We start from the raw sequence: 25,611 nt of genomic DNA, 5'->3' as shown, positions 1-25,611 counted from the left end.
ACGACATTGAAATTACTCGATTGCCCGGTCATCGGCTCACGCCCGATCAGTGAATTTGACTATATGGGCGAGGTGCGTGTTCCGCCAACAGACGCTGATGAGTCTACCTGGAGTGACTATGTCTTTAATCGTAATGGCGCCCCTGGCGTGCTGAAAGAGTGGTGGTATCACCGCCCTAGTGGGCGCTGGTATGTGCTGTTGCGGGACACCCTGACCGACCGGATTACCGGCCACGTTGATATATCTGAGGTGCAGTATGAACTACCGTCTTGAACCCCAGCCGCTGGAGTGGATTGACCGGTCCGAAACGCTGCAATTTACCCTGGAAGGCAAGCCTTACAAAGCCTATCAGGGGGATTGCATCAGCTCGGCACTATTGGCGGATGGTCGCCGTGTGCTGGGGCGCAGCTTTAAATACCATCGTCCACGCGGTGTGCTGACCCTGGCTGATCACGACGTCAATGCGCTGTTTCAGTCATCAGAACGCCCCAATATTCGTGGAGACGTGACCCAGGTCACTGAGGGGCTGGCGCTCAGCCCCTGTAATGTCAACGGCACCCTGGAGAATGACAGTGACAGCCGCATTGGCTGGTTGTCACGCTTTATGCCGGTAGGTTTTTATTACAAGGCGTTTTATCAACCGCGGCGGTTGTTTCCTTTATGGGAAAATCTGATCCGTAAAAAAGCCGGTTTAGGGCAGGTGGATACCAGCTGGCAGGTTGAGCGTCAGGCCAAGTCCTATGCCTATGCCGATCTGCTGGTGATAGGTGCCGGTGCTTCGGGCATGCAGGCGGCCTTGAGTGCCGCTGATGCCGGGCTGGATGTGGTGTTGGTGGATGAAAATCCGCATATTGGCGGTAGCCTGGATTACCAACTGGCGAATGACTCCAGTGTTGCCCCCGAGCGTCAACGGCTGAAAAACAGTGTCAGCCAACACCCCAATATTCGCGTGCTCACAGCGACGCTGGCCTGTGGCTGGTATACCGATCATTACCTGCCCTTACTGACACCCCAGGGCATCATCAAGTTACGCAGCCGTGCGGTCATTCATGCCGGTGGTGTGATGGAGCAGCCCGCAGTGTTTCGTAACAATGACCTGCCTGGGGTGATGATGGCCTCAGCTGCCCAGCGCCTGATCAGTCGTTATGCGATAAAACCGGGCCAACGTGCCGTGGTGCTCTGTGCCAATGATGAAGGCTACCGGGCGGTACTGGATCTGTTGGATGCCGGAGTGGACGTGGTTGCGATCGCTGATCTGGGTGATCTGAACCGTCGTGGTGACAGTGCGAGGCAGGTGGTGGCTAAAGGGATCAAGGTGCTACAGCAGCATGGAGTGTACGAAGCGCTGGGTCGACAGTCCCTGACCGGCGTCAAGCTGGCACCTGTGTCAGAAGGGCAGTGTGATCTGAGCCGCCTGGAGCCGTTCGACTGCGACCTGTTGTTAATGAGTGTGGGTTGGGCACCGGCCGCACAACTGATCTATCAGGCTGGTGGCAAGCTGGCGTATGACTCAGGTCTTGAACAGCTCTTGCCTGCACAGCTACCGGAAGGCATCTTCGTTTGTGGCCGCTTAAACGGGGCCTATACTCTGGCGCAGCGCCTGGCCGATGCTAGGGCTGCGGCCGATGAAGCTGTCGCCTGGCTGGCCGGTCAGCCGCAGCCACGTGATCTGACGGCGTTTCGTGACAGTCAGCCGCACAGTCACCCCTGGCCAATTATTGAGCACCCCAAGGGCAAAAACTTTATCGATTTCGATGAGGATCTGCAGCTCAAGGATCTTAATAACGCGATGGCCGAAGGCTTTGATAATATCGAATTGCTGAAGCGTTTTTCCACCGTAGGTATGGGGCCCAGTCAGGGTAAACACGCCAATATGAACGCTATCCGTGTGCTGGCGCGGCACCATGGCATCCCAATCGATGCCGCCGGTTCCACCACCGCACGGCCCTTCTTTCATCCGGTCCCGGTATCAGCACTGGCTGGACGACGCTTCCGTCCGGAACGCCTGACAGCTTTACACGCGCAGCATCTGCAGTTGGGCGCACAGTTTATGGAGGCCGGTGTCTGGTTGCGTCCGGAATACTATGGCGCAGTTGCCGAGCGTGAAGCCTGCATCCGCAATGAAGTGTTGGCGGTCCGTCAGGGGCTGGGACTGATCGATGTATCCACGCTGGGCAAAATAGAGGTGATGGGAGCGGATGCTGAACGCCTGCTGGACCTGGTGTACACCATGAAAATGTCCAGTCTGGCTATCGGTATGACCCGTTATGGGCTGATGGTGGATGATTCCGGCGTCATTATCGATGACGGTATTGTCGCACGGGTCAGCGATGATCGTTTCTATGTCACCGCGACCACCAGCCATGCCGATGCCACCTTTAAGATCCTGTCCAAACAGATTCAGTTCTGTGGTTTGAATGTGCAGCTGGTTAACCGTACCGGTTCACTGGCGGCGATGAATCTGGCTGGCCCTCATAGCCGCCGTATCCTCTCTGCACTGACAGATATCGATCTGGATGAAGCGGCGTTTCCCTATCTGGGCATGCGTGAAGGCCAGTTGTGTAGCTATCCCGTACGCCTGATCCGCGTGGGTTTTGTCGGTGAGCTGGGCTACGAGATCCATCTGCCACACAACGCGGCGGCAACTGTGTGGCAAGCGCTGATGCAGGCCGGTGACTCTGTTGGTATTCGCCCGTTTGGTGTTGAGGCGCAGCGTATTCTGCGCCTGGAAAAAGGCCACATTATTGTCGGTCAGGATACCGATGGTCTGACCAATCCTTTCGAAGCCGCCATGAGCTGGGCGGTACCACTGAAATCGAAACTCTGGTTTACCGGTAAACCGTCACTGGCATTGCTGAAAGAGCGCTGTAAACGCCGCCTGGTGGGCTTTCGCCTGGCTGAAGGCGCACCGGAAAAACAGGTCAAAGAGTGCCACCTGATCATAGAAGGGGGCGAGATGGTGGGTCGAATCACCAGTGTGGCCTTTAGTCCGTCACTGGGCTACGTAATCGGACTGGCGATGCTGGATCTGCCACTGGCCGACCAGTTGGAAACGATTCAAATCCGTACTGATCAGGGTGCTTTGCTGCCTGCAACCCTTTGTGATCTGCCATTTTATGACCCGCAAGGGGCGCGTCAGCGTGTTGATATCGAGGAGGTTGCCTGATGAATGCGTTGAAACTCACGCCAGTGGATGCCTGGCAAGGCTGGATACTGACCGGTCCTGATAGTAGCGAGGCGCTGCAACAAGCCGATTTGCCCGTACCGCAGCAAGCCTTTGAAGCGCTTATGCATGGCGGCAATCTGGTCGCTAAAACCGGCCGTGATGAGTTTATGGCCTTTGTACTGCCTGATGCCCGTCAGCCGCTTGGCGAATGGTGCTTTCGCCGTCATGACAGCATTTTTCAACTCAGTGGGGCGGCCTGGATGGCGGTGATGGCGCAAGTCTGTCAGTTCGATTTTCGTCAGCTGCAGCCAGGTGACTGGCAGATGCTGGCGGTCGCCGGGGTGAACTGCTGGCTGTACCTCAGCGCCGAACCTGAAGCCCGACTGCTGATCGGTTGTGATCCCGGATTTTCTCAATACCTGCAAGACAACTTGGATGCCGTCATCGCCGATGTCGGTCCGATTTCAGAATACCCAGGAGGTGCATAATGTTGCCCACAGATGTTCAGAGCTTTATCACAGAGAAACAGATCAAATACGTACTGGCCCAGTTCGTGGATATTCATGGTGTGGCCAAAACTAAATCCGTACCGGTGCATACCCTGATGGATGTAGTGGAGAAGGGCGCCGGGTTTGCCGGTTTTGCGGTCTGGGGCATGGGGATGGAACCGCACGGACCGGATTTTATGGCGCGTGGTGATCTGAATACCCTCAGTGCTGTGCCTTGGCAGCCAGGGTATGCCCGCCTGGCCTGTGATGGTTACGTCAATGATCAGCCGCACTCGTATTGTAGCCGGGTACTGCTCAAGCAACAGCTGGAGCGACTGACGCAACGCGGCTGGACCCTGAACAGCGGACTGGAGCCGGAATTCTCGCTGTTCCGTAAAACAGCTGATGGCAAACTAATACCGGTTGATGAAAGCGATGTACTGGATAAACCCTGTTATGACTATAAAGGCCTGTCCCGCTCACGTGAATTTCTGGAACAACTGGTTGAATCGCTGCAAGCCGTCGATTTTGATGTCTATCAGATTGACCACGAAGATGCCAACGGTCAGTTTGAGATCAATTACACCTACAGTGATGCCCTGACCTCGGCGGACCGCTTTACCTTTGTGCGTATGGCCGCCGGTGAAATCGCCAACAAACTGGGCATGGTCTGCTCCTTTATGCCCAAGCCTGACTCCAGCCGTACCGGTAACGGCATGCACTTCCACCTCTCCATTTGTGATGAAAGCGGTCGTAATCTGTTCAATGATGACAGTGATCCACTGGGTATGGGCCTGTCGAAGATGGCCTATCACTTTACCGCCGGTCTGCTGCATCACGCTCCGGCGCTGTGTGCCTTCGCGGCGCCCACGGTCAATTCCTATAAGCGTTTAGTGGTCGGACGTTCCTTGTCAGGCTCCACCTGGGCACCGGCGTATATCTGTTATGGCGACAACAACCGTTCCGCCATGGTGCGCGTGCCCTATGGCCGCCTGGAGTTCCGTCTGCCGGATTCCGGCTGTAACCCCTATCTGGTGCATGCGGCACTGATCGCCGCCGGGCTGGATGGTATCGAGCGTGAGCTGGACGCGGGTGAACCGCACAATATCAACCTGTACGAACTGGATCGTCAGCAGTGCCTGGAAAAGGGCATCGGCATCCTGCCACAGAACCTGGATGAAGCCATCAATGCGCTGGAAGCCAACCCCATGTTCAGTGAGGCGCTGGGCGCTGACTTTGTACAGGAATTTATCAATATCAAGCGGATGGAGTGGGTGGAATACAGCCGTCATGTCTCCGACTGGGAACTGAAACAGTACGCTGAATTTTTCTGATCTGGTTTTGTTGAGGATAAACATATGTGTGGAATTGTTGGGCTCTATTTGAAGAATCCGGCGCTGGAAGCGCGTCTGGGTGAGCTGTTCGAACCCATGTTGATCGCCATGACTGATCGTGGACCGGACAGTGCCGGTTTTGCAATTTACGGTGATGAAGTGGCCGAAGGCTATATCAAACTGACACTGCGCCATCCGGATGCGGATTTTGACTGGGAAGTCTTGGCTGAGTTGGCCAAAACCCAGTTGAGTGCCAGTCTGGAGTGGTTTCAGAATGCCAATGTGGCGGTGTTTAAACTGGAAGCTGAAGAGTTCGCGGCGCGTGACTGGTTTGCGCAGCATGCGCCGGAGGTTCTGATACTGAGTGTCGGTCGTTCGATCGAAATTCTCAAAGAAGTCGGACTGCCGGTTGATATTGCCAGCCGCTTTTCACTCTCGGGTATGCAGGGTAGCCATATTATCGGCCACACTCGCATGGCAACCGAATCAGCCGTCACCATGGAGGGTAGCCATCCTTTCTCAACCGGTATGGACCTGTGTCTGGTGCATAACGGCTCGCTGTCCAACCACAACCGCCTGCGTGAATCGCTGCGTCGGGAAGGGATCAGTTTTGAAACTGAAAATGATTCAGAAGTGGCAGCAGGCTATCTGACCTGGCGTTTGCGTCAGGGCGACAGCCTGAAACAGGCGCTGGAAAGCGCACTAAAAGATCTGGATGGCTTTTTCACTTTTACCGTAGGTACGCGTAATGGCTTTGCCGTGATTCGCGACCCCATCGCCTGCAAACCCGCGGTATTAGCTGAAACCGAAGATTATGTCGCCATGGCGTCCGAATATCAGGCGCTGACCAGCTTACCGGGTATCGAAAAGGCCCATGTCTGGGAACCCGATCCAGCCACCGTTTATGCCTGGGAACGCCAAGGTCAGTGAGGAGCAAGAGTATGAAAACAATCGATTTAGACCAGAGTAGTGTGCGCGATCTTAATCAGGCACTGCACGACCAGGCGCTGGAATGCACCGAGCGTGAATGGCAGGTGACCCACCCGGCAGGCAAGCACAATCTCGCCTGTGGCCTGGACCAGAATCTGTCCATCGATATCGTCGGTCATGCCGGGTATTACTGTGCCGGTATGAACAAAAAAGCCCATGTAGTAGTACATGGTAATGTCGGTCAGGGGGTGGCTGAGAACATGATGTCCGGCAGCGTCAGGGTCAAGGGCGATGCCTCCCAGTCAGCCGGTGCTACCGGACATGGCGGGCTGCTGGTGATCGAAGGCAATGCCGCGGCACGCTGTGGTATCTCCATGAAAGGCATTGATATCGTGGTCAAGGGCAATGTGGGCCATATGAGCTGCTTTATGGGCCAGGCCGGTAACCTGGTGGTTTGTGGTGATGCCGGTGATGCGCTGGGTGATTCGCTCTACGAAGTGCATATCTATGTCAAAGGACAGGTTAAGTCGCTGGGTGCGGATTGCATCGAAAAAGAGATGCGCGATGAACATCTGCAGGAGTTGGGTGCGCTGCTAAACCGCGCCGGTGTCGATGAAGACCCTGCCAGCTTTAAGCGCTACGGCTCCGCCCGTGAACTCTATAACTTCAAAGTCGATAATGCGGCCGCCTACTGAGGATAGCATCATGAGTGACATAAACGTAAAACCGGGTCTGCGTGAATCAGCCACCTTTGATCGTCATACCATCGCTGAAATTCAGCGTGCTGCTGATACCGGCATCTATGATATTCGTGGCTTTGGTGCCAAGCGCCGTGTGCCACATTTTGATGACCTGCTGTTTTTAGGGGCCAGCATGTCGCGTTATCCGCTCGAAGGTTACCGGGAAAAGTGCAATACCCAGGTGGTACTGGGTGACCGCTTTGCTAAAAAACCTATCGTAATCGAAACCCCCGTCACCATTGCCGGTATGAGCTTTGGTGCCTTGTCGGCCAATGCCAAAGAGGCGTTGGGTCGTGGTGCATCCGCCGTCGGTACCTCTACCACTACCGGTGATGGCGGCATGACCCCGGAAGAGCGTGGTCAGTCGAGTAAGCTGGTGTATCAGTACCTGCCATCGCGTTACGGCATGAACCCGGATGATCTGCGCAAAGCTGATGCCATCGAGGTGGTGCTGGGGCAGGGCGCCAAACCCGGTGGTGGCGGTATGCTGCTGGGACAGAAAATCACCGACCGTGTGGCGATGATGCGCACCCTGCCCAAAGGCGTGGATCAGCGTTCGGCCTGTCGTCACCCTGACTGGACCGGCCCGGATGATCTGGCAATCAAAATTCAGGAACTGCGTGAAATCACCGATTGGCAGGTGCCTATCTATATCAAAATCGGTGCGACGCGTACCTATTATGACGTCAAGCTGGCGGTTAAAGCCGGTGCCGATGTGATTGTACTGGACGGGATGCAAGGCGGTACGGCAGCCACCCAGGATGTGTTCATCGAACATGTCGGCATACCCACCATGGCGGCCATTCCACAAGCGATACAGGCTTTGCAGGAGATGGGTATGCATCGCAAGGTGCAGCTGATTGTCTCTGGCGGGATCCGCAATGGCGCCGATGTCGCCAAGTGCATGGCCTTAGGTGCCGATGCCGTGGCTATCGGCACGGCAGCGCTGGTGGCACTGGGTTGTAATCATCCCAAGTGGCAGTCTGAGTACGAGAAAATCGGCTCAGCTGCCGGCTATTACGATGATTACCATGAAGGTAAGGACCCAGCGGGTATATCCACCCAGGACCCGGATCTGATGGGACGGCTGGACCCGGAAGAGGGTGGGCGACGTCTGGCGAACTACTTGCGGGTGCTGACACTGGAAGCACAAACCCTGGCACGCGCCTGTGGCAAGAATGACCTGCGCAATCTGGAACCGGAAGATCTGGTCGCGCTGACCGTTGAAGCGGCAGCGATGGCACGGGTGCCTTTAGCCGGTACCCAGTGGATACCCGGCCAGGGATACTAAAGCAGTTAGCCAGCAGTAGAGCTGTAGATACTCTCTGTCAAAACCGGCGATTGGGCCGGTTTTTTCTTTGGCGTAGTACACACGAGGCTAACCTCCGATTGTAGGAGCCCGGTCTCCGGGCGAAGAGAAGGGCATCGCTCACAGTGAGCTCCTACAGGGTATATCTCCTAGTAGGCGGAATTAGGCGCAGCTGACAGGCTTATGTGCGGTTGCACAAAAATATAACACGACGCTGCCCCAGTGTTTCTTTCTGGGGCATGAAATCCTTGGTTTTTGTTCGAAATATTCAATTAAGTAATTGAAATATAGTTATTATATTTAGATGGCATGAATTTTTCATATAAAAATATGTTTATCTAAGAGAAATTATATTTCTTTAAAATTAATTTTGGGGGTGGCTATGTTGTACTTTAACCACAGATTCACACGCGGGGGAACCTTGTGATGGAAGGCATGATTCTGGAACTGGGCTATGCCCTGGATACCTTTTATTTTCTGATGTGCACGGCACTGGTGATGTGGATGGCAGCGGGTTTTGCCATGTTGGAAGCCGGTCTTGTACGAAGCAAAAACACCGTGGAGATACTGAATAAAAACGTACTGCTCTACGGCATAGCTTGTACAGCCTATCTCTTTGTCGGCTACAACATCATGTACCCGGGTAGCCCGGTCAGCAGTGTTATTCCAGGCATTGATTTCCTGTTGGGTACCGATAATACAGTCGAGGACGTCACCCTGGGTGGCGATGGTGCGCCTTACTACTCGAGTATGGCCGACTTTATTTTCCAGGCGGTGTTTGCGGCGGCGACCATGTCGATCGTTTCGGGTGCTGTCGCAGAGCGTATGCGCTTGTGGCCATTCCTGGTATTTTCGATTTTCATGGTGAGTGTAATCTATCCGGTTTCCGGTTACTGGAAATGGGGTGGTGGCTTTCTGGATGAACTAGGCTTCCAGGATTTCGCCGGTTCCATTGTGGTGCATGCCGCCGGAGCATCTGCTGCACTTGCTGCGGTGTTGCTGGTTGGTGCCCGTAAAGGCAAGTATGGACTAAAAGGTGAGGTGCGGGCGATCCCGGGTGCTAACCTGCCAATGGCGACTCTGGGTATGTTCATTCTGTGGATGGGTTGGTTCGGTTTTAATGGCGGCTCAGAACTTAAAATTGCCAATGTTGAAGAAGCCAATGCGGTTGCGATGATTTTTGTGAATACTAACGCCGCTGCGGCTGCGGGTGCCGTCGTAGCTGCACTATTTGCCAGGTTCCTGTTTGGTAAAACCGATATCACTATGACCATTAATGGTGCTTTGGCTGGCCTGGTCTCCATCACCGCTGAGCCATTGATGCCGAGTGCTGGTCTTGCGGTTCTGATTGGTGCTGTGGGGGGAATCGTCGTGGTGGTCTCGGTACTGGGACTGGATAAACTCAAACTGGATGATCCCGTCGGTGCCATTTCAGTACACGGTACTGCCGGTATCTGGGGCGTTTTTGCCGTGCTGCTGAGCAACCCGGATGCCACCTTCATGGGGCAATTGATAGGTACGCTGGTCATTGTTGCCTGGATGTTTGCTGCCAGCATGGTGGTTTTGGTGATTCTGAATAAAGTGATGCCGCTGCGTGTCAGCGAAGAGGAAGAGCTTGAGGGCATGGATATTCATGAGTGCGGTATGCTCGCTTATCCGGAATTCGGCCCGGCTTCTCAGGCATCAGAAATGCACTCGGGTGGTGACTCTGATCAGCGTGCCACACGAAGCAAACCTGTTTCGAATCCAGCTATTAGTTAGTAGCTAGGTTCTGAAACAAGCCCTCCATTAAAGGCCCGCCAGGGCCTTTCTATATTCTTAATGGCAGCTTTAGCAACTGGCTACTGATTTCATACCGTAATGGATTAGCAGAGCGCTCAATCTGTAGCTCATTCTTATCAGTCAACAGCAGATCACGTGGTGGAACCAGGCTATTAAATCGGGTGTTATACACAATGCGCAAGTGTGATGGGTGTTGTTGATCGTCTTGGCGCAACACCAGTGCCAGAGTTTCATCATTCAATAATACAGTGGAGCCAAGCGGATATTTTCCATGTTGTTTCAGTAACAGTCGCATACTGGGCTGGTGAAATTGATCTGATCTGTCCGCCAACTGTTTGAAGGCTCTGAGTGGATGATAATGCCAGTCACCATTATGTCTGCACTGACTGAGTTTTTCATGCGCATAAACGGCGGCGGCCAGTTTGCTGACACGATTCAATGCTTGATCAGTATGGCCGTTGGGTAAACCGCTGCCATCCAACCGTTCGTGGCAGTCACGCACGATGTAGAGGGTTTCACGGGCTAAGTCAGGTAAGGCATCCAACAGACTGACCAATTGCATGTGTGTAGCCGAAAGGGCCACGCGGGTTTCTTTGTCAAGTTCCAGCTGGGAGCTCTGGATACCATCAGGTAGCAGTGCCCGTGATAATTCATGGCATAGACCACCCAGAATTAAGCCGTCCAGCATCTCATCTTTAATCTGATCACCATATTGAGTTGAAAGAGTACCTGCCAGGCTGATGGCAAAACTGATCGAATGCTGAAACAGAAAGGTTTGCGAGTCCCGTGGACAACAGAGGATAGCGAGCCCCTGAGGATCTTGACGTAGTGCCTGCAATAGCTGTTGTGAAGCCTCTTGCGCTTGTTCAATTGGCAGCGCTTGGCCACTGCGCAAACGGGTGATCAGACTTTTGATTGCAGTGATTCCGGATTGATGAGCCCGGCGTATATCAATCGGAGCCGTTTCTGCGGTAGCAGGAATAACAGGTTTTTTGTTCGAAGAAGTCGCATTGGTCAGATCGGACTGTGTTTGTTGTTCAGAATAAACTTCAGTAGCGGAGCCTATTCTGTCACCTGCTACGACCTTATGTTCAGCCGGCACAAACAGCGCTGGTGTTCCGGCCGTGCTCCCCTCGTTGCGAACATGGTTGATATGATCTCGTTGCAGATCCGTTACCAGCCGAGACAGTTGCTGTTTCTGGCCAGCTGTCAGGGAAGTGAAGCAGCAGCCCAACTGAGTGTAGTCACCTGATGATGCGTAGTCAGCGCGTACAATGCTGAGATCAACACTAAAGCAGCTGCTGTCCGGAAAGGTAAGTGACAAGGGTAAGACTTCTGAAAGGTCGCGAAAATCGTCCAGCAGATTACCGGTCAGTTTGATGCGACAGCCATCCACCGATAGATCCTTAAGTCGTCCCGTCACGGTAACTTTATCGGCAAAAGGCAGACTGGCAAAAATATCCAGCAAGGGGCGAACCGGCGCACGATAAGAGCGTCGACGTTGCAGGTAATAAATGCTATCCGGAATGGCCGCAGTAAAAACCAACTCACCGTTTTTATCAGTGGTTGGGAGCATGAAAATACCCGGCAGGGTCAGTAAGCAACCGTTATACTGTGATGTCAGCGTCAGTTTGCGTGCCTGTATTAGATGATGGCGTCTCTGGGGCAGTGGAGCGTCAAGCCATATCAATCCCTGCTGTACGTCCAGTCCAGCGATATAGGTAGTTAGTACGCATGAGGAGTTATCCGGGTAGATAGTAATCGGTGAGGCACGCTCGCTCAGCCGACACAGCATCTGCTGGATCTCTCTGGCAGAATAAATTAATTCACCTTCAGGTACCTGTTTATCTGACATCGATATAACTCATCTATTACCGGCGTGGCGGTACAGAGTAAGTACCGACAACATGTGCAACGGGCATATCCTGGCCTTCACTGTAGAGCTCAACCTCACCTATTACCAAGCGTTTACCCAGTTTCAGTAAGGTGGCTTTGGCCAGCAGAGCCGCGTTAGCAACCGGTTTATTTAGAAAATGACAGGTAAAATCCGTGGTAACCGTCAGGGCTTCTGGGCCTATGCGCGACAGAATGGCAACATAGAGCGCTACATCAGCCAGTGCCATCATGGTCGGGCCGGACACTGTGCCTCCCGGACGCAAATGGCTGATGTCGATGGGTTGACGAAGCCAGGTATGCTCAAGGGTTACTTCGGTGATTTGGCCTGCAAATTGCGGATAGACTACAGCAAGAAACTCCGTGAGTTCATTGCGATCCATCAACAAAGCAGAGGTTTGTTCAGTCATGTTTAGTCCTGGATTAATTATCGAGTCAGCATGGCACCGGGAAGGCCTTTAACAACGGCTTGAGCGACACCTGCAGCAATAACGGCTTTAACCAGGTCGCCGGGGATAAAAACCGCCATCACCAGCAAAGCATCCAGCCAGTCGCGACCGGAAATTAGCTTGAAACCGGTAATACCGAATAAGTAGAGAACCACTATGCCGCCAAAGACAGACGCTAACAGCGCCGCGGAAAACACTGGCAAGCGTTTGAGCCAGAGCGCCATATAGCCAGTAGCAAATGCTGCGAAAGGAAAGCCAATGGCGAAACCCGCGGTTGGACCGACAAAAACGCCCAGTCCACCACGCCCGCCAGCCAGCAAGGGTGCGCCTAATGCCACGACAAAGATAAACAGCGCCATAGCTAGCGCACCCCGCCAAGGACCCAGCATCACGCCAGCTAGCATCACACCCAGTGTTTGTGCAGTAATCGGAATGCCGGTAATAAAGGGGACCGGTGGAATCAATCCTAAGGCGGCAATCAGGGCGGCATAGAGTGCTATCTGAACCAGGGACTTATCTTGTTTCATGCGTTTCGTTCTAGTTTTAGCTGGTACAGGACCGGCTGAATTAATGTAAGGGAGGTATTGTAACATGCACAGACATTTCTGAGTTCTATGGAGAGGTATTTCAGCGGCGTCTGTTGGTTGGGTCAGTCGGGCTGATACCGCCACGGGCTGCCAGAGCTTCAGCCACATTATCAGACAAACGAATGGATTGAATAGTCAGTGGTATCGCCAGGCGCCAGAGTTTGCGGCCGCCGCCGCGCGCTTTCCATGCATCCAGCAAATGGCTGACGACCGCCATCAATACCGGAATAAAACGTATCAGTAAGGTGACGGCAAACGCAATACGGCGGGTGTCGATACCCAACAGGCGCAGCGGTGAAAACAGCGGCATCACCGCGTCCATCATGTCATCCATGCGGGTGGTCAGGGTAATCAGGTTTGCCAGCAGTATCAGTGTCAGCATCCGCATCACCAGCACGGCGGCCGCTGCCAGTCCAATGCTCCACCACTGCAGCAGAAAGATCAGAGAAAATAGCGGTAGCAATACTTTCAGGGCCAGGAGCTGATGGAGGGCCGCTGAGCCTAGTGACACATAGGCGAGCAAAGTGACTGCCAGCAGGCCCAGCAAAATGGCAGGTTGTTCTACTGGATAGAGCAGCAGACTGATGACGGCTAAAGAGAGTAACTTTACTCCAGCGGGGAGGCGATGGAGCCAGCTCTTCTGGGCCAGATAGAGGCTGATCATAGGCCACGGGCTCTTCTGGCCGCTGCCTGATACGCAGGTAACACCTGATCCGGCGGACCATCTAGAAATACCTGCCCCTGCTCAAGCCAGATTATCCGCTCAAACGATTCCAGTGTATCCAGCTCATGGCTGATCATCAGTAGCTGTTGTGGAAGCTGTGATAATAGATCCATTATCTGATAGCGCGTAGGCAGATCCAGTGCTGAAAAAGGCTCATCCAGTATCAATACACTGGGATTCATCAGCAGTACAGCAAAAATACACACCAGTTGTTTCTGCCCATCTGAGAGACTGTGTACGGCCTGATCAGCCCAGTCACTGCGCTGCTGAGTAGCAAGAAAATCGGCGACTTGCTGGACGGCTTGTTTCTTACTGACCCCTTGATTAATCAAGCCGAAACACAGTTCTTCTTCAACGGTAGGAAAAATGATTTGATGGTCTGGATTCTGAAAAATAAAGCCAACCTGTGCCGACATATTCTCCGGACCACAGGATGGATTATGGCCATGCACATCAATACGACCCGAATCTGGTTGCAATAGCCCGTTAATCAGGCGCACCAGGGAGCTTTTACCAGAACCATTATGGCCGATCAGGCCAATGCGTGACTCCCGCAGTTCAAGAGACAGATCCTTGAGAACACACTTGTTGTTACGAGTTAAGCTGACCTGATCAAAAGTGATAGAAGGGCAAGTGTCGGCGCTGTTAGTCATAGGGCTTGGCTAATAGTAAGGGGGGGTAAAGAATAACTGTTCAGTGATTAGGGACGCAAGCGTAACCGCTGTTATTGCTAGAGTGATATTTTTATTTGTATCTCAATTGGGGGTGGTTTGTGCTGGATGTTACAGGGGGAATGCCGAAAATGCAGGAGCATTTTTCGGCCCTGGCGGCTGACGGTCCCACCAAAGCGATACCACCATCCCGCCGAAACCCTGTGCCAGTCCAACTTCAATCTGGCACTGGAGCCTCCATGGATGGGTTTAAGGCGTGTCAGACAGATCCGGCCCATTAGCCCTAATATTACTCATTCTACATTAATCATATTCAGCTTATGTGGCATTCAGTTCAAAGCCTGACGCACTCCAACTGGGTAAGCTTTGATAGTGCTTAATCACAGGTTTCTATGAGTCAGATCAACAAACTGTGGTTTGAGCTCTTGACGCTGCATACTAAAAAAATTAGGCTTTGGTCCCAGAAGTAAGGACAATTTCTGCATGTAATGATCAAAATACGACAAGGAGATAGTCATGCCGTTTCCCAGACTGAATCACACTGGTCCCAGACAGTTTTTATTTCAGGATCAGACCCGTATCCCCTCGACTCAGAGGGCCCCTTGCTCCTCTTCAGTTATTACGACTATCAACCAGCAACCTGTCACACGACTGGATGCTTTTCGTTCGTACCCAAAGCATAAATAAACAGGCAAAAAAACCTGTTCTTACTGACTCGCATAACAAATAGCACTACATGAATGGAATGTTTAATAAGGGATTACTATGGCTCTCTTTACCCAACAGGACCGGCTCCTGGCTATCGATACCCCACTGGGGTCTGATGTATTGTTACTGACCCGATTAAAGGGGCAGGAAAACATCTCGGCACTGTATTCCTTTGACGTAGAACTCTATTCCGCCAGTACCCAGATTGCCGCCGACAAAATTGTTGGCGAAAACGTTACCCTGAAAATCATGCAGGCCGATACCCTGGGGTTTAGCTCGGGTGGCTATCGACACATTAATGGCTACGTCCGGCGTTTTCGGGGTGAAGGTGAGCAGTTGCAGGGATTACGCCGTTACACGGCCGAAGTGGTGCCCTGGTTATGGTTCTTAACACAAACCAGTGACTCGAGAATTTTTCAGAATAAAACCGTCAAACAGATCGCTACTGAGATCTTTGCTGAAAATGGCTTTAATGATTTTGAATTCCGACTGATCGGGCAGCACCCGATCAGGGAATATTGCGTGCAATACCAGGAAAGTGATTTCACCTTCCTGTCTCGTCTGTTTGAAGAGGAAGGGATTTTCTATTATTTCCATCACGAAGACGGCAAACATACCCTGATTATCGCTGACCATAATGGTGCTTATGAGACCTGCCAAGAAGGCTCAGTGAGCTACCAGGCTGGTTCTTTGTCGGCACATAGTATTCATGCCTGGTCGCATCAATATGAGTTTCGAACCGGACGTTATGCCAAACGTGACTATGATTTCAAAAAGCCTTCTGATCGACTGCAGACGGGTGTCGCGGCAGATATGCCCTTAAATGGTGTGAAACGCTTTGAGCATTTTATCTACCCGGGCCGCTACGAGGACAAAAGCTTCGGTGATCAACTCACCCGTTTACGCATTGAACAGGACGAAGCCTCCCACGATCAGGTCAAAGGTGAAAGTGGCTGCCGGAGCTTTACGCCCGGGCATAGTTTTACCCTGAATCGGCACGATGATGCCCCCGACGAGATGGATGACTACTTGCTGCTGGGCGTAGATCACCAGGCCAGTGATTACAGCTACACCAGTCAGGATGACGTCGAGCGCGAATACAAAAACACCTTCCGCGCCATGCCAGCTTCCCGCGTCTATCGTCCGGCGATGATTACCGGCTGGCCAAAAATGCAGGGACCCCAGAACGCCATGGTGGTCGGCCCGGCCGGTGAAGAGATCTACACCGACAACTATGGCCGGGTAAAAATTCAGTTTCCCTGGGACCGCTACGGCCAGTACAACGAAAACAGCTCCTGCTGGGTCCGCATGAGCAACAATTGGGCCGGCAAGAATTGGGGTGGCATATTCATACCCCGTATCGGTCAGGAAGTGATTGTCGACTTCTACGACGGCAACCCGGACCGACCGATCATCACCGGGCGTGTCTACAACGCTGAACAGATGCCGCCCAACAGCCTACCGGCGAATAAAACCCGCATGACCCTGCGCAGCGATACGCACAAGGGGGAAGGGTTTAATGAGCTCACCTTTGAGGATGAGGCGGGTGAAGAGTTTATTTATATCCATGCGCAGAAAAACATGGAATTGCAGGTGCAAAACTCACGCCACAAGCGAGTTGAGTTTGATGATACCGCCACTATTGGCAATAACTCCTATCTGGCCGTTGCTCATGACCGCATCGAAAAAATCGATCAGAATCAAGATACGACTATTACCGGTAATTTGACTGAAAAAATTGATGGCAATCAGGGGATTACCCTGGGTGGCGATCAACACACCAAAGCGGGAGGCGATATCACCTATAAAACCGGTGGTGAAATTGTTCTGGATGCCAGAAAGATCACCCTGGTGTCTGGTGGGACGGCTTTGGTAGTGTCCGCAGGCAGTGTCAACGTGGTTCCCAGTCTCAATGTGGGTTCTGCATCGCCAGGCACCGCCGCTATACCCGCTATCCCAGAGGTTTTGGATACAGCGTCGGGCACAGGTTCCCCCTTTGTTTCTCACTGTCCCAAGAGTGCCGCATGAGTTCAATAACAAGACCGACCTGGATCGGACAGTGTCAGGTACGCGTTCACCCGGGGCACGATATTCCCTGGGCTGGCAATGCTCAGGATGGTCGTAGCTATGTGGTGATTCAAGCTGACACCCAGAATGAATTTGAAGCCGCTTTGTTAACCTCGCTAGAGGAGCTGCATCTCGACCTTACTGGGCTTGAAGAGGTTGAGCCCTTGCTGCAGCATTTTGCTCGTCAGGGTATGAGTCGCCCCTTGGTAGAGCTGGCTCAGCAGCTCAATGATGATAATCGAGTGGTCTTTGGAAGGTTTGAACCGGTCAATAGGGGACCCTTACAAGCAGGGAATGCAGAAACAATAGATACCCAATGCCGCCAGGAAAGTGACTCTAGCATCACGCATCTACCACCGCCCCCACTGGGTTCAGAAGTAGAATGGGGATCTTTACTACAGTCAGATGCAGAACCACTTTGGGCCATCGTAGACGGTGTAAACTGGCCTGAAATCCAATCGCTGTTGAGCGAGCACCTGCCGCCACATGCGTGTTTGTATTCGACGCAGGATGTCCAGTCTCAGGCGATAGCCCCTTGGTTGGTTCGTCTGGAACCCGATAATCCCATAACCTACATTGTTCAAGCACGACCACAAGATAGTCATGCGCTAATTCTGTTTCAAAGTCAGTCTCAATTAAAGGCACTGCGAGATCATTTTCGCTTATTTACCCTGGTCTGGACCCCCGCTGATGAACAGGCACCGATCTATTTTCGTTTTTATGACCCACGTGTCCTGACAGATCTGTTCAGTGCGCTTGATCCTTGGAAGCAAACCCGATTTTGTGCCCCGGTCAGTGCTTTTTATGTGCCGCTGAGCCCCTGGCTGCGTGTTCCGGAATGGGCTAAGTTGGATCAGCCCCTGCCACTGACCGCTGCGTTCAGGCTGTAGAAAAACCTCTTCATCTATGGTCTGATGAGATTTTCAGGAGACGGAGGCTCTGGGATGGCTCGATTCAAACATTACGACTACAACCAGATGTCGATGGTGGTCATCAACTACTTGGAACAGATTCAACCGGGTACTTTTGAATTTGCGCTACACTACCTGATCTCTGAAAAACTCGACCTGTCTGCTTTTCATCAGCCCTATAAAAATGATGCTGAAGGCCGCCCAGCCTATGATCCGGCTATACTGCTCAAGATTATTTTATTTGCTTACTCAAAGGGCATTACCTCCAGCCGTGAAATCCAGTGGTGCTGCGAAACCAATATCATCTTCAAAGCGTTATCCTGCGATACCGTGCCGCACTTCACCACGATTGCTCACTTTATCAGTAGCCGAGGCCAGGCGATTGAAGCCTTATTTGAACAGGTGCTGCTGATCTGTGATCAACAAGGGTTGCTGGGTCATGAACTCTTTGCCATCGATGGCTGTAAGATGCGCTCCAATGCGTCGAAGGAATGGTCTGGTACGTTTAAGGAGTTGGAACAAAAGCGCCAGAAGCTCAAACGCCTGATCCAGCATCACCTCAGTGAGCATCAGGAAAAGGATACCCATGAAAGCGAAGAAGCGCTGGAGCGTGATATTCGCAAGGCCAAGACCATCCAGACACTGGATGCGGCGGCCAACAAGATCGGTGATTTTTTAAAGCGCAGCCAGCCAAGGATGGGCAAGGGCAAACGCAGCAAGGAAGTGAAGAGTAATATCACTGATCCTGAATCAGCAAAAATGACCACCAGTAAAGGCACCATTCAAGGTTACAACGGTGTGGCCGCCGTCGATAAAAAGCATCAGATTGTCATTGATGCTCAAGCCTTCGGTGAAGGACAAGAGCACCACACCCTGCAACCAGTATTGGAAAGTATCAAGGCTCGTTATCAACGACTGGGCATTAATGACAACGTATATGCAAGTGGCATCATAGCGACGGCCGATACGGGTTTTGCGAATGAAGCCAATATGGAATATCTTCACCAGAACCAGATCAACGGTTACATTCCTGACAATCAGTTTAGAAGCCGTGATCCCAAATTCGCACACCAGAAAGACAAATACGGCAAGCGCCACCAGACACCCGGTAACCCTAAAGCTAAACACCTTATTCCAGCCAGTGAGTTCCAGTTTGATCCCGTGACGATGACGTGCAGATGTCCAGCGGGTGAGCAAATAAGTCATCGAGGTATCAGAACTAATGAACACGGCCAACTTACAGCCTACTTTGAAGGTCGGTTGCTCCAGTGCCGTCATTGTTCTAAAAAAGCGAGTTGCATGAAAAATCCGACATCAGCTGACCATCGCAAAGGAGCCGGAAGGCAAGTGAGCTTTGCGCTTAATGATCAAAGAGCACCCACCTACACCGACTGGATGAAACACCGAGTGGATAGTCCGAAGGGTAAGCAGATTTATAGTCACCGAATGTCTGTGGTGGAACCGGTATTCGGCAACATTGGGACCAACAAAAGGCTAAACCGCTTTAGCTTGCGCGGCAAAAGCAAGGTTCAGGGCCAGTGGCAGTTGTACTGCTTGGTGCATAATGTTGAAAAACTGGCAAAATACGGACAGTTAAGTAGTTGAAGCAACGAAGGCGTAAGCCCGGCTGAAAGCCTTATCAATCAGGCCACTGTTGACTGATGTGGCAGTAAGACAAAGAAATGCCAGTCCCGAGAGCGCCGAAACAGACATTGAAGGGAGTGGCATTATAAATGAACAAATCGAGCACCGAGGAAAGATTGATGCACTATAAATTGGTTTTTCTACAGGCTCGTTACATACCGCCTGGACATGGGAAGTGAAAACTATCGATAAGCAGCGCAAAAAACGCTTTTACTTTGAGGGTCTCAAGGTCAGTGTGGAGGCGTATGCGGAGATTGAATACGATGATGAACCAGCTACAACTGAGGAGGCGGAGTCTAGTTCAGATTACTCCCACAGTAGAAACGTTGAACTAGACGTTCCAGTTTATTCAATTGAAGATGAAATTGATCGATCGCAGAAAGCAGTCGAAGAGATGCGGGCAAGACATGCCGAACAGGCATCAACCAACAGTCAGGATGGAGAGACCTATGAAATACTTAAACCCACCGTTGCAGAGGTTACCGAGGAGAGTCCACCTTGGGACGATTTTTAAAGGGCTAGCCCTGGCCCTGTTGGTATTGGCATTGGGTGGTTGGTCTTTAACGGCCTTAAGTACAGAGCAGGCTACAGAGCAGGAGATATACACCATGGAACGTAGTTACTACCTGATTATTCGCAGCAATGCCGTTGTCTATGATGTGCAGGTGAATGGGTTGAATAGCAAAAAAAATAAAGAATTGGGTGCTATTGATTTTAGTTTGCCCATCAACCACCTGATGCAAAGTGGTGAAAACACCCTAACCTTGAATTACTTGGCCTTAGCAGGAATAGATCCTGACACCCATGAGCCGATAAAAGAATACCATGATAATTTTTATGTGCGTATAGCCATTGAAAGTCTGAATCTAACCACGCGTGAACGTGAACGTATTACGCTGATGGATATCAGCTATGATCATGAAAATCAGAGGATACAGGGCAACCCTCTGAATCCACAGGGCGAGGAGCATGTGTATGAGACTGCGCATATGTTTACCGATGGTAAAATCCGACAAGCCAGTCCGCATGTTATCGTGACCAATAGAGGGCCCTCCGATCCAACTGAACGCCTCACCGTACGTTTTACTACACCGGATCGTTTTCCGGCGTTTCATTGGTTGGATGCGGTGGAGCTGGAGGATACACCACAGATGCGGGCGGAGCTGGTAGCCGCGTATGAGCGGATGTATAGCTATATTTACAATGAAGAGTTTGATTCATTTCTCCAAGAGCTTGAACCTGTGTGGCGTCATGCGGCGATTACGATGGGTGTAGGCCAAACAGCCATGGACTTTGTAGAGCGCCTGGATATTGAAAACCGTAACGTGCGAGTAAGACCCAATGGTCAAATTCTGAACCCGTTAAAAATCCCCGATAATCTGGATCATCATGTGGAGTTTATGGGTGAAGGTCGCTTGGTTCGAATTCAACCAGCGCCAGTAACATGGCAATACCCTGATTCTGATAGATATTCGCGCATGCAGTTACTGTTTTACAAAACCCCATCCAGGGAATGGAAAGTAGCAAGAATCCTCACAGATTGACGATGTCCATAATGACTGATTAAACGGAAAAGTTAAGATTATTACGTTAATGCGCAAGGAGCGATGAATATGAAACCTGTGGTGTGTTTAGGCGATTGTTATGCGCTGTAACAGAGCTAGCATCGCCTTGCTTATGTTTGTAGGCATACTCCTGTCATCTGTTGCTTATGCAACAGAGCAGGAGACATACACCATGGAACGCAGTTACTACCTGATTATTCGCAGCAATGCCGTTGTCTATGATGTGCAGGTGAATGGGTTGAATAGCAAAAAAAATAAAGAATTGGGTGCTATTGATTTTAGTTTGCCCATCAACCACCTGATGCAAAGTGGTGAAAACACCCTAACCTTGAATTACTTAGCCTTAGCAGGCCGAGATCCTGAGACGAATGAGCTGATACATGAGTACCATGATAATTTTTATGTGCGTATAGCCATTGAAAGTATGAATCTAACAACGCGTGAACGTGAACGTATTACGCTGATGGATATCAGCTATGATCATGAGAATCAGACCATACAGGGCAACCCTCTGAATCCACAGGGCGAGGAGCATGTGTATGAGACTGCGCATATGTTTACCGATGGCGAAATCCGACAAGCCAGTCCGCATGTGATCGTGACAGGAAGGGGGCCTTCGTTTCCGACCGAACGCCTCACCGTGCGCTTTACCACACCGGATCGTTTTCCGACGTTTCATTGGTTGGATGCGGTGGAGCTGGAAGACACCCCGCAGCTGCGGGCGGAGCTGGTAGCCGCGTATGAGCGGATGTATAGCTATATCTATAATGGCAATTTTGATGCTTTTTATCAGGAACTAGCGCCTGTCTGGCGTCAAGGAGCAATTACGACGGGTGTGGGCCAAACAGCCATGGACTATGTAGAGCGCATGACTATTGAAGAACGTATAGTGCCTGTCCGTCCTGATGGAAGAACGCTTAACCCGTTAAAAATCCCCGATAATCTGGATCATCATGTAGAGTTTATGGGTGAGGGGCGCTTGGTTCGTATTCTTCCTCATCCCGTCACTTGGCAATATCCAGATTCTGAACGCTATTCAGCAATGCCGCTGCTGTTTTACAAAACCCCTTCCAGTGAATGGAAAGTAGCTGACATCCTTACAGACTAAGGTAGTTTCAATAACTCATTTTATGGAATTTTTTTGAGCTTAAAATTTATTAGCAAGGAGCATGCAAGATGAAACCCGTCGCTCGCTTAGGTGATTTACACCAATGTCCAAAACATAAACACGGCACCACCGCAATTACGCAGGTAGCGGGCAATTCCACCGATGATGGTCGTCCGATAGCCTGTGTGGGTGATAAAACTGCCTGTGGTGCCACGATTATCGAAGGCTCATCCACAGCTTTTATCGATGGACGCGCCGTCGCTTATGTTGGCTGTAAAACAGATCACGGCGGCGTGATTATTACCGGTTCCTCCACGGCAAAGGTGCAGCCGTAGGCATTTACCGCAACAGTAGGGCTTCGGAAGTATGCTTTGGAAGCATTCCCTTGAAACAAAACGGATTCCCGGCTTTCTGATACTGATAGGGAGGTGAGTATTCAAAGAAAAACATTTTTTGCTGAAAAATTTAAGATGTTAAACGACTATAACATAATCAAAGGAGCGCTTAAGTGCTGGTTCTTACACGAAACATTGGTCAATCCCTCAAACTAGGCGATGACATATGCCTTACCGTTACTTGTATAAATGGCGGACAAGTCAGGTTCGGCATAACCGCACCTAAAGAGATAAATATCGTCAGATCAGAACTCATCGATAAAGACCGCACCAGCTCAACGAAAAAACCAAGGACTATTGGAAACGGAACTCCAGAGTGATACCACCCTACCCAAACTCTGTGTCAGAGCAAGCACTGATTTTAAGCCGACGTACGCTGGCACCCAAGTTGTTGAGGGCTGATGGGATCGGGTCTGGCTGACCCTGTGCGCCAGGGATGGCGCACTGGAGTCCCCATGGATGGGTTTACGGCGAGTCAGACAGATCCGATCCCATTAGCCCTAAGAGCCTAAATGAGGCTACCAGCCCCTGCGTTTTTTCAAGTGCGCACGTTGTTTCTCTCGCTGTTGTTGTAAAACCAGACGGGCGTCTACCTTCAATGGCTGCTGCGCCGCCCAGAGTAGATCACGGCGTGTATAACCCATGTCTTCAAGTATATGATCATCATAATCCAACAGTCGTAGAAGTTTGCGCCGTTTGAACCAGTTTTCCAGGGTATTTATCAGCCATAGCGGTGGCATGGCTGGCATGTAAAAGTCAGGAAGTGCTGACTGCTTTGCCCGTGTTTTATTCACGGCTTCCTGACGGTAAAGCTCGCATTGTTGGTTTAGGCTTGTCATTTTTCTACCCTCCTGACGATCCATTGCGAGATCGTTTGTCAGTGTTCAAAGATTGCTCATTGCTGTTGAGGGTTTAAGCATGGATGTCTAACATTGTTCAATCAAACGAAAAATACTACACTGTTGGTTAAGAAAAATTGAAAGGTGATGATATGACCAGTCTGCAACCCCCATCAACGCCAGTGGTGCCGGCTTCTCTGCCTCTACTGGACACCGAGGTGCTGCGTACATTTGTAGCTATCGCTGAAAGTGGCAGCTTTACCCGTGCGGCCGCTCAGGTATTTCGTACGCCTTCAGCCCTTAGCATGCAGATCAAGCGTCTGGAAGAAACACTTGGCAAGACCCTGTTTCTGAGGGAGGCAAGACAGGTCAGGCTGACCCCGGATGGTGAAGTGCTGTTGAGTTATGGCCGACGTTTACTCAAGCTCAATGAAGAGGCCGTTACCCAGTTTCTGTTACCGTCACTTTGCGGCACGGTGCGGCTGGGCACGTCTGATGATATCGGTACCCGCATTCTTCCGGGCGTGCTGGCTCAGTTTGCTCGGTCACATCCGGCTACTCAGGTGGATGTGGTGATCGGTCGCAGTATCGATATGACCGAACGACTGGATGCCGGTGAACTGGATTTGATCGTGATCACTGCGGGTAATACCGGGCAAGAAGAAGGCCGTGGCAAGATCGTTCATACTGAAGCGTTAGTCTGGGCCGGGCGAGAAGGAGGTATTGCGGCGATGAAAACGCCGCTGCCAGTGTCTCTAGCCAACGCGGGTTGCACCTGGCGAAACATGGCGCTGAAATCTCTGGATCAGGCGGCTGTCGATTACCGTATCGCCTATACCAGTGAAAGCTGCTCAGGACAGGCTGCCGCTATGATTGCAGACCTTGCTGTGGCTCCCTTTCCAGCCTGTATGGTGAAACCACCCTTGCGCAAGTTGGGCAAGGAATATGGTTTACCGCCACTGGGTGATTATCAGATACTGCTGGTTCAGAGGCAGGGGGCGGAGGATACCTGCAATACCCTGGCGGGTCATGTGATCGATGCCCTGCAGGGGTTGCGTTGATTTTTTTAGCTGATAAATTCAATTAGTAATATAGTGACTGTAATGTTTATCCTGTGAAGGGAAGGTTAAAGCAAGCTAGCTTAGGAGACAGGATGTTTAAAGAACTCGAATTGGGCCCAAGGCAACGTGCAACAGTTGCCGCAGCGATTACACTGGGATCAGTGTTGGTACTATTAGTGGTTTTCAGCTTGAGTGTGTGGGGACTGGCGCGCTTTGTCGGGGCGTTCCAGAATGTGTTGCTGCCCCCGGTAGTTGCGCTAATCCTGACAATGTTGTTGCGTCCATATTACAGCTTCTTGGTTAAGGTTTGCCGCGGATCCCGGGTCGGGGGGCTGGTTGTGTTTTTTCTTTCCGCACTCATTCCACTGGGTGTTTCTATCTGGTTTGTTAGCACCATTGCCGCCGATCAAATGCTGCGGTTGTTCGATGACTTACCCTCTATGCTAAATGCTACGCTTGAGGCAGGGCGTTCTCTTTCGCCGCAAGTTACCGCGCTATTGGAGAAGTACGGGTTGATGGCTGAGGTTGATAAGCTGCTTGAGAACCCTGTTGATATGGTAGCTAAGGTATTTCAGGATTTATGGGGGCGCATGTCGCAGCCTATTGCGCAGATGTTTCAATCCGTGGTGGGGTTGTTCGCTTGGGCGGGGCTTCCTCTCTATTTGGCCTTCTTTCTCATGGCAAAACCGTTTGAACCCAGACAGATTGGCGAATTTCTGCCTTTTCTCAAGAAAGACACCAGAGAAGATGTGATCTATCTGTTTGAACAGTTTGTCGGCATCCTGCTAACGTTTTTTCGTGGTCAGATCATTATCGCGCTGATTCAAGGTGTGTTGTTTGCTGTAGGTTTTACGTTAGTAGGGTTTCCCTACAGCATTGTGATTGGCTTCACTCTGGGGCTTCTCAATATTATTCCTTACCTGGGAAGTATCGTGGGTCTAAGTGTTGTGCTGCCGTTGGCCTATTTCGGCGAAAATGGCGGTGTTACATCGCTGTTGCTGGTGCTGCTAGTGTTCGCTGTGGTGCAGGTAATTGAAGGTTATGTCCTCACGCCAAAAATCATGGGTAACCGCACAGGATTGCATCCAGCACTTATCATTTTTGCGGTGTTTTTCTGGGGCGCTGCGCTTGGGGGCATCCTCGGCATGATTCTGGCGATTCCGTTAACCGCCTTTGCTGTTGTATTCTGGAGACTGTTGAAAAAGAAATACATTACCGAAGTGGTGTAGATTTGAAGCAC

At 51.4% G+C, this 25,611-nt stretch carries 24 protein-coding genes; 18 read left to right on the top strand and 6 right to left on the bottom strand.

Annotation, left to right across the window (positions count from 1 at the left end; all coding sequences use genetic code 11):
* Positions 1-6: 6 nt before the first annotated feature.
* The 8 genes from F5I99_RS14265 (at position 7) to amt (ending at position 9,728) form a co-directional block, all read left to right on the top strand.
* Positions 7-273 carry a sarcosine oxidase subunit delta gene (locus F5I99_RS14265; RefSeq protein ID WP_151057119.1) on the top strand — a complete coding sequence of 89 codons (267 nt, stop codon included), beginning with the start codon at positions 7-9 and terminating at the stop codon, positions 271-273.
* Positions 257-3,166, top strand: coding sequence for a glycine cleavage T C-terminal barrel domain-containing protein (locus F5I99_RS14260; protein WP_151057117.1), 2,910 nt, complete (start codon positions 257-259; stop codon positions 3,164-3,166). Before F5I99_RS14265 ends, F5I99_RS14260 begins: the two co-directional genes overlap by 17 nt.
* Positions 3,166-3,654, top strand: coding sequence for a hypothetical protein (locus F5I99_RS14255; protein ID WP_151057115.1), 489 nt, complete (start codon positions 3,166-3,168; stop codon positions 3,652-3,654). Before F5I99_RS14260 ends, F5I99_RS14255 begins: the two co-directional genes overlap by 1 nt.
* On the top strand, positions 3,654-4,988 hold the full coding sequence (gene glnT, locus F5I99_RS14250) for a type III glutamate--ammonia ligase (RefSeq protein ID WP_151057113.1): 1,335 nt from the start codon (positions 3,654-3,656) through the stop codon (positions 4,986-4,988). Before F5I99_RS14255 ends, glnT begins: the two co-directional genes overlap by 1 nt.
* A 24-nt stretch (positions 4,989-5,012) precedes the next feature.
* Positions 5,013-5,918: a class II glutamine amidotransferase gene (locus F5I99_RS14245; RefSeq protein WP_151057111.1), complete on the top strand. Its 906-nt coding sequence runs from the start codon at positions 5,013-5,015 to the stop codon at positions 5,916-5,918.
* Between the two features lie 11 nt (positions 5,919-5,929).
* Positions 5,930-6,613, top strand: a complete 684-nt coding sequence (locus tag F5I99_RS14240) for a GltB/FmdC/FwdC-like GXGXG domain-containing protein (RefSeq protein WP_151057109.1) — start codon at positions 5,930-5,932, stop codon at positions 6,611-6,613.
* 10 nt (positions 6,614-6,623) lie between these two features.
* Positions 6,624-7,949: an FMN-binding glutamate synthase family protein gene (locus F5I99_RS14235; protein ID WP_191905860.1), complete on the top strand. Its 1,326-nt coding sequence runs from the start codon at positions 6,624-6,626 to the stop codon at positions 7,947-7,949.
* Positions 7,950-8,393: 444 nt separating this feature from the next.
* Positions 8,394-9,728 carry an ammonium transporter gene (amt, locus tag F5I99_RS14230; protein WP_151057107.1) on the top strand — a complete coding sequence of 445 codons (1,335 nt, stop codon included), beginning with the start codon at positions 8,394-8,396 and terminating at the stop codon, positions 9,726-9,728.
* A gap of 49 nt (positions 9,729-9,777) precedes the next feature.
* Here amt and F5I99_RS14225 read toward each other — a convergent pair whose 3' ends face one another.
* From F5I99_RS14225 to F5I99_RS14205, 5 genes are all read right to left on the bottom strand, one after another.
* Entirely contained in the window at positions 9,778-11,604 is a 1,827-nt protein-coding gene (locus F5I99_RS14225) for a flagellar brake protein (RefSeq protein ID WP_151057105.1), read from the bottom strand.
* A gap of 16 nt (positions 11,605-11,620) precedes the next feature.
* Entirely contained in the window at positions 11,621-12,052 is a 432-nt protein-coding gene (locus F5I99_RS14220) for a PaaI family thioesterase (RefSeq protein WP_151057103.1), read from the bottom strand.
* Positions 12,053-12,069: 17 nt separating this feature from the next.
* Positions 12,070-12,618, bottom strand: a complete 549-nt coding sequence (locus F5I99_RS14215) for a biotin transporter BioY (RefSeq protein WP_151057101.1) — start codon at positions 12,616-12,618, stop codon at positions 12,070-12,072.
* Between the two features lie 100 nt (positions 12,619-12,718).
* A complete protein-coding gene (locus F5I99_RS14210) occupies positions 12,719-13,342 on the bottom strand; it encodes an energy-coupling factor transporter transmembrane component T family protein (RefSeq protein ID WP_151057099.1) in 624 nt (207 codons plus the stop codon).
* The gene (locus F5I99_RS14205; RefSeq protein ID WP_151057097.1) at positions 13,339-14,055 is read right to left on the bottom strand and encodes an energy-coupling factor ABC transporter ATP-binding protein; all 717 of its coding nucleotides are present in this window, start codon (positions 14,053-14,055) and stop codon (positions 13,339-13,341) included. The genes F5I99_RS14210 and F5I99_RS14205 overlap by 4 nt, the downstream gene beginning before the upstream one ends.
* Before the next feature lie 783 nt (positions 14,056-14,838).
* Here F5I99_RS14205 and F5I99_RS14200 point away from each other — a divergent pair.
* The 8 genes from F5I99_RS14200 (at position 14,839) to F5I99_RS14165 (ending at position 22,791) form a co-directional block, all read left to right on the top strand.
* Positions 14,839-16,809, top strand: coding sequence for a type VI secretion system Vgr family protein (locus tag F5I99_RS14200; protein WP_151057095.1), 1,971 nt, complete (start codon positions 14,839-14,841; stop codon positions 16,807-16,809).
* Complete coding sequence (locus F5I99_RS14195) at positions 16,806-17,738, top strand: DUF4123 domain-containing protein (protein WP_151057093.1); 933 nt, start codon at positions 16,806-16,808, stop codon at positions 17,736-17,738. The genes F5I99_RS14200 and F5I99_RS14195 overlap by 4 nt, the downstream gene beginning before the upstream one ends.
* Positions 17,739-17,792: 54 nt before the next feature.
* Positions 17,793-19,364, top strand: coding sequence for an IS1182 family transposase (locus tag F5I99_RS14190; protein ID WP_151057091.1), 1,572 nt, complete (start codon positions 17,793-17,795; stop codon positions 19,362-19,364).
* Positions 19,365-19,578: 214 nt separating this feature from the next.
* Positions 19,579-19,917: a hypothetical protein gene (locus F5I99_RS14185; protein WP_151057089.1), complete on the top strand. Its 339-nt coding sequence runs from the start codon at positions 19,579-19,581 to the stop codon at positions 19,915-19,917.
* On the top strand, positions 19,853-20,947 hold the full coding sequence (locus tag F5I99_RS14180) for a hypothetical protein (protein ID WP_191905859.1): 1,095 nt from the start codon (positions 19,853-19,855) through the stop codon (positions 20,945-20,947). Before F5I99_RS14185 ends, F5I99_RS14180 begins: the two co-directional genes overlap by 65 nt.
* A gap of 100 nt (positions 20,948-21,047) precedes the next feature.
* Positions 21,048-22,076, top strand: a complete 1,029-nt coding sequence (locus tag F5I99_RS14175) for a hypothetical protein (protein ID WP_151057085.1) — start codon at positions 21,048-21,050, stop codon at positions 22,074-22,076.
* Positions 22,077-22,144: 68 nt separating this feature from the next.
* Positions 22,145-22,411, top strand: a complete 267-nt coding sequence (locus F5I99_RS14170; RefSeq protein ID WP_151057083.1) for a PAAR domain-containing protein — start codon at positions 22,145-22,147, stop codon at positions 22,409-22,411.
* Between the two features lie 173 nt (positions 22,412-22,584).
* Positions 22,585-22,791 (top strand): carbon storage regulator, encoded by a 207-nt coding sequence (locus F5I99_RS14165; protein ID WP_151057081.1) that lies wholly within the window; start codon positions 22,585-22,587, stop codon positions 22,789-22,791.
* Between the two features lie 198 nt (positions 22,792-22,989).
* Here F5I99_RS14165 and F5I99_RS14160 read toward each other — a convergent pair whose 3' ends face one another.
* Positions 22,990-23,310, bottom strand: a complete 321-nt coding sequence (locus F5I99_RS14160) for a hypothetical protein (RefSeq protein ID WP_151057079.1) — start codon at positions 23,308-23,310, stop codon at positions 22,990-22,992.
* Positions 23,311-23,462: 152 nt separating this feature from the next.
* On the opposite strand from F5I99_RS14160, the gene F5I99_RS14155 reads away from it, so the two are divergent.
* Both F5I99_RS14155 and F5I99_RS14150 read left to right on the top strand, forming a co-directional pair.
* A complete protein-coding gene (locus F5I99_RS14155) occupies positions 23,463-24,371 on the top strand; it encodes a LysR family transcriptional regulator (protein WP_151057077.1) in 909 nt (302 codons plus the stop codon).
* Between the two features lie 92 nt (positions 24,372-24,463).
* Positions 24,464-25,600 (top strand): AI-2E family transporter, encoded by a 1,137-nt coding sequence (locus F5I99_RS14150; RefSeq protein ID WP_151057075.1) that lies wholly within the window; start codon positions 24,464-24,466, stop codon positions 25,598-25,600.
* Positions 25,601-25,611 lie beyond the last annotated feature (11 nt).

The organism is Nitrincola iocasae (assembly GCF_008727795.1).
GTDB lineage: Bacteria > Pseudomonadota > Gammaproteobacteria > Pseudomonadales > Balneatricaceae > Nitrincola > Nitrincola iocasae.
The sequence above is the reverse complement of the archived record's forward strand: the minus strand, read 5'-3'. Positions and strand labels throughout refer to the sequence as shown.

Bases quoted from the DNA above. Each gene is read 5' to 3' on its own strand.
- F5I99_RS14150 (WP_151057075.1), top strand. From the start codon at position 24,464: ATGTTTAAAGAACTCGAATTGGGCCCAAGGCAACGTGCAACAGTTGCC.
- F5I99_RS14190 (WP_151057091.1), top strand. From the start codon at position 17,793: ATGGCTCGATTCAAACATTACGACTACAACCAGATGTCGATGGTGGTC.
- F5I99_RS14235 (WP_191905860.1), top strand. From the start codon at position 6,624: ATGAGTGACATAAACGTAAAACCGGGTCTGCGTGAATCAGCCACCTTT.
- F5I99_RS14155 (WP_151057077.1), top strand. From the start codon at position 23,463: ATGACCAGTCTGCAACCCCCATCAACGCCAGTGGTGCCGGCTTCTCTG.
- F5I99_RS14200 (WP_151057095.1), top strand. From the start codon at position 14,839: ATGGCTCTCTTTACCCAACAGGACCGGCTCCTGGCTATCGATACCCCA.
- F5I99_RS14175 (WP_151057085.1), top strand. From the start codon at position 21,048: ATGCGCTGTAACAGAGCTAGCATCGCCTTGCTTATGTTTGTAGGCATA.
- F5I99_RS14210 (WP_151057099.1), bottom strand. From the start codon at position 13,342: ATGATCAGCCTCTATCTGGCCCAGAAGAGCTGGCTCCATCGCCTCCCC.
- F5I99_RS14240 (WP_151057109.1), top strand. From the start codon at position 5,930: ATGAAAACAATCGATTTAGACCAGAGTAGTGTGCGCGATCTTAATCAG.
- F5I99_RS14195 (WP_151057093.1), top strand. From the start codon at position 16,806: ATGAGTTCAATAACAAGACCGACCTGGATCGGACAGTGTCAGGTACGC.
- F5I99_RS14215 (WP_151057101.1), bottom strand. From the start codon at position 12,618: ATGAAACAAGATAAGTCCCTGGTTCAGATAGCACTCTATGCCGCCCTG.
- F5I99_RS14245 (WP_151057111.1), top strand. From the start codon at position 5,013: ATGTGTGGAATTGTTGGGCTCTATTTGAAGAATCCGGCGCTGGAAGCG.
- F5I99_RS14225 (WP_151057105.1), bottom strand. From the start codon at position 11,604: ATGTCAGATAAACAGGTACCTGAAGGTGAATTAATTTATTCTGCCAGA.
- amt (WP_151057107.1), top strand. From the start codon at position 8,394: ATGGAAGGCATGATTCTGGAACTGGGCTATGCCCTGGATACCTTTTAT.
- glnT (WP_151057113.1), top strand. From the start codon at position 3,654: ATGTTGCCCACAGATGTTCAGAGCTTTATCACAGAGAAACAGATCAAA.
- F5I99_RS14160 (WP_151057079.1), bottom strand. From the start codon at position 23,310: ATGACAAGCCTAAACCAACAATGCGAGCTTTACCGTCAGGAAGCCGTG.
- F5I99_RS14180 (WP_191905859.1), top strand. From the start codon at position 19,853: ATGAAATACTTAAACCCACCGTTGCAGAGGTTACCGAGGAGAGTCCAC.
- F5I99_RS14205 (WP_151057097.1), bottom strand. From the start codon at position 14,055: ATGACTAACAGCGCCGACACTTGCCCTTCTATCACTTTTGATCAGGTC.
- F5I99_RS14255 (WP_151057115.1), top strand. From the start codon at position 3,166: ATGAATGCGTTGAAACTCACGCCAGTGGATGCCTGGCAAGGCTGGATA.
- F5I99_RS14260 (WP_151057117.1), top strand. From the start codon at position 257: ATGAACTACCGTCTTGAACCCCAGCCGCTGGAGTGGATTGACCGGTCC.
- F5I99_RS14170 (WP_151057083.1), top strand. From the start codon at position 22,145: ATGAAACCCGTCGCTCGCTTAGGTGATTTACACCAATGTCCAAAACAT.
- F5I99_RS14220 (WP_151057103.1), bottom strand. From the start codon at position 12,052: ATGACTGAACAAACCTCTGCTTTGTTGATGGATCGCAATGAACTCACG.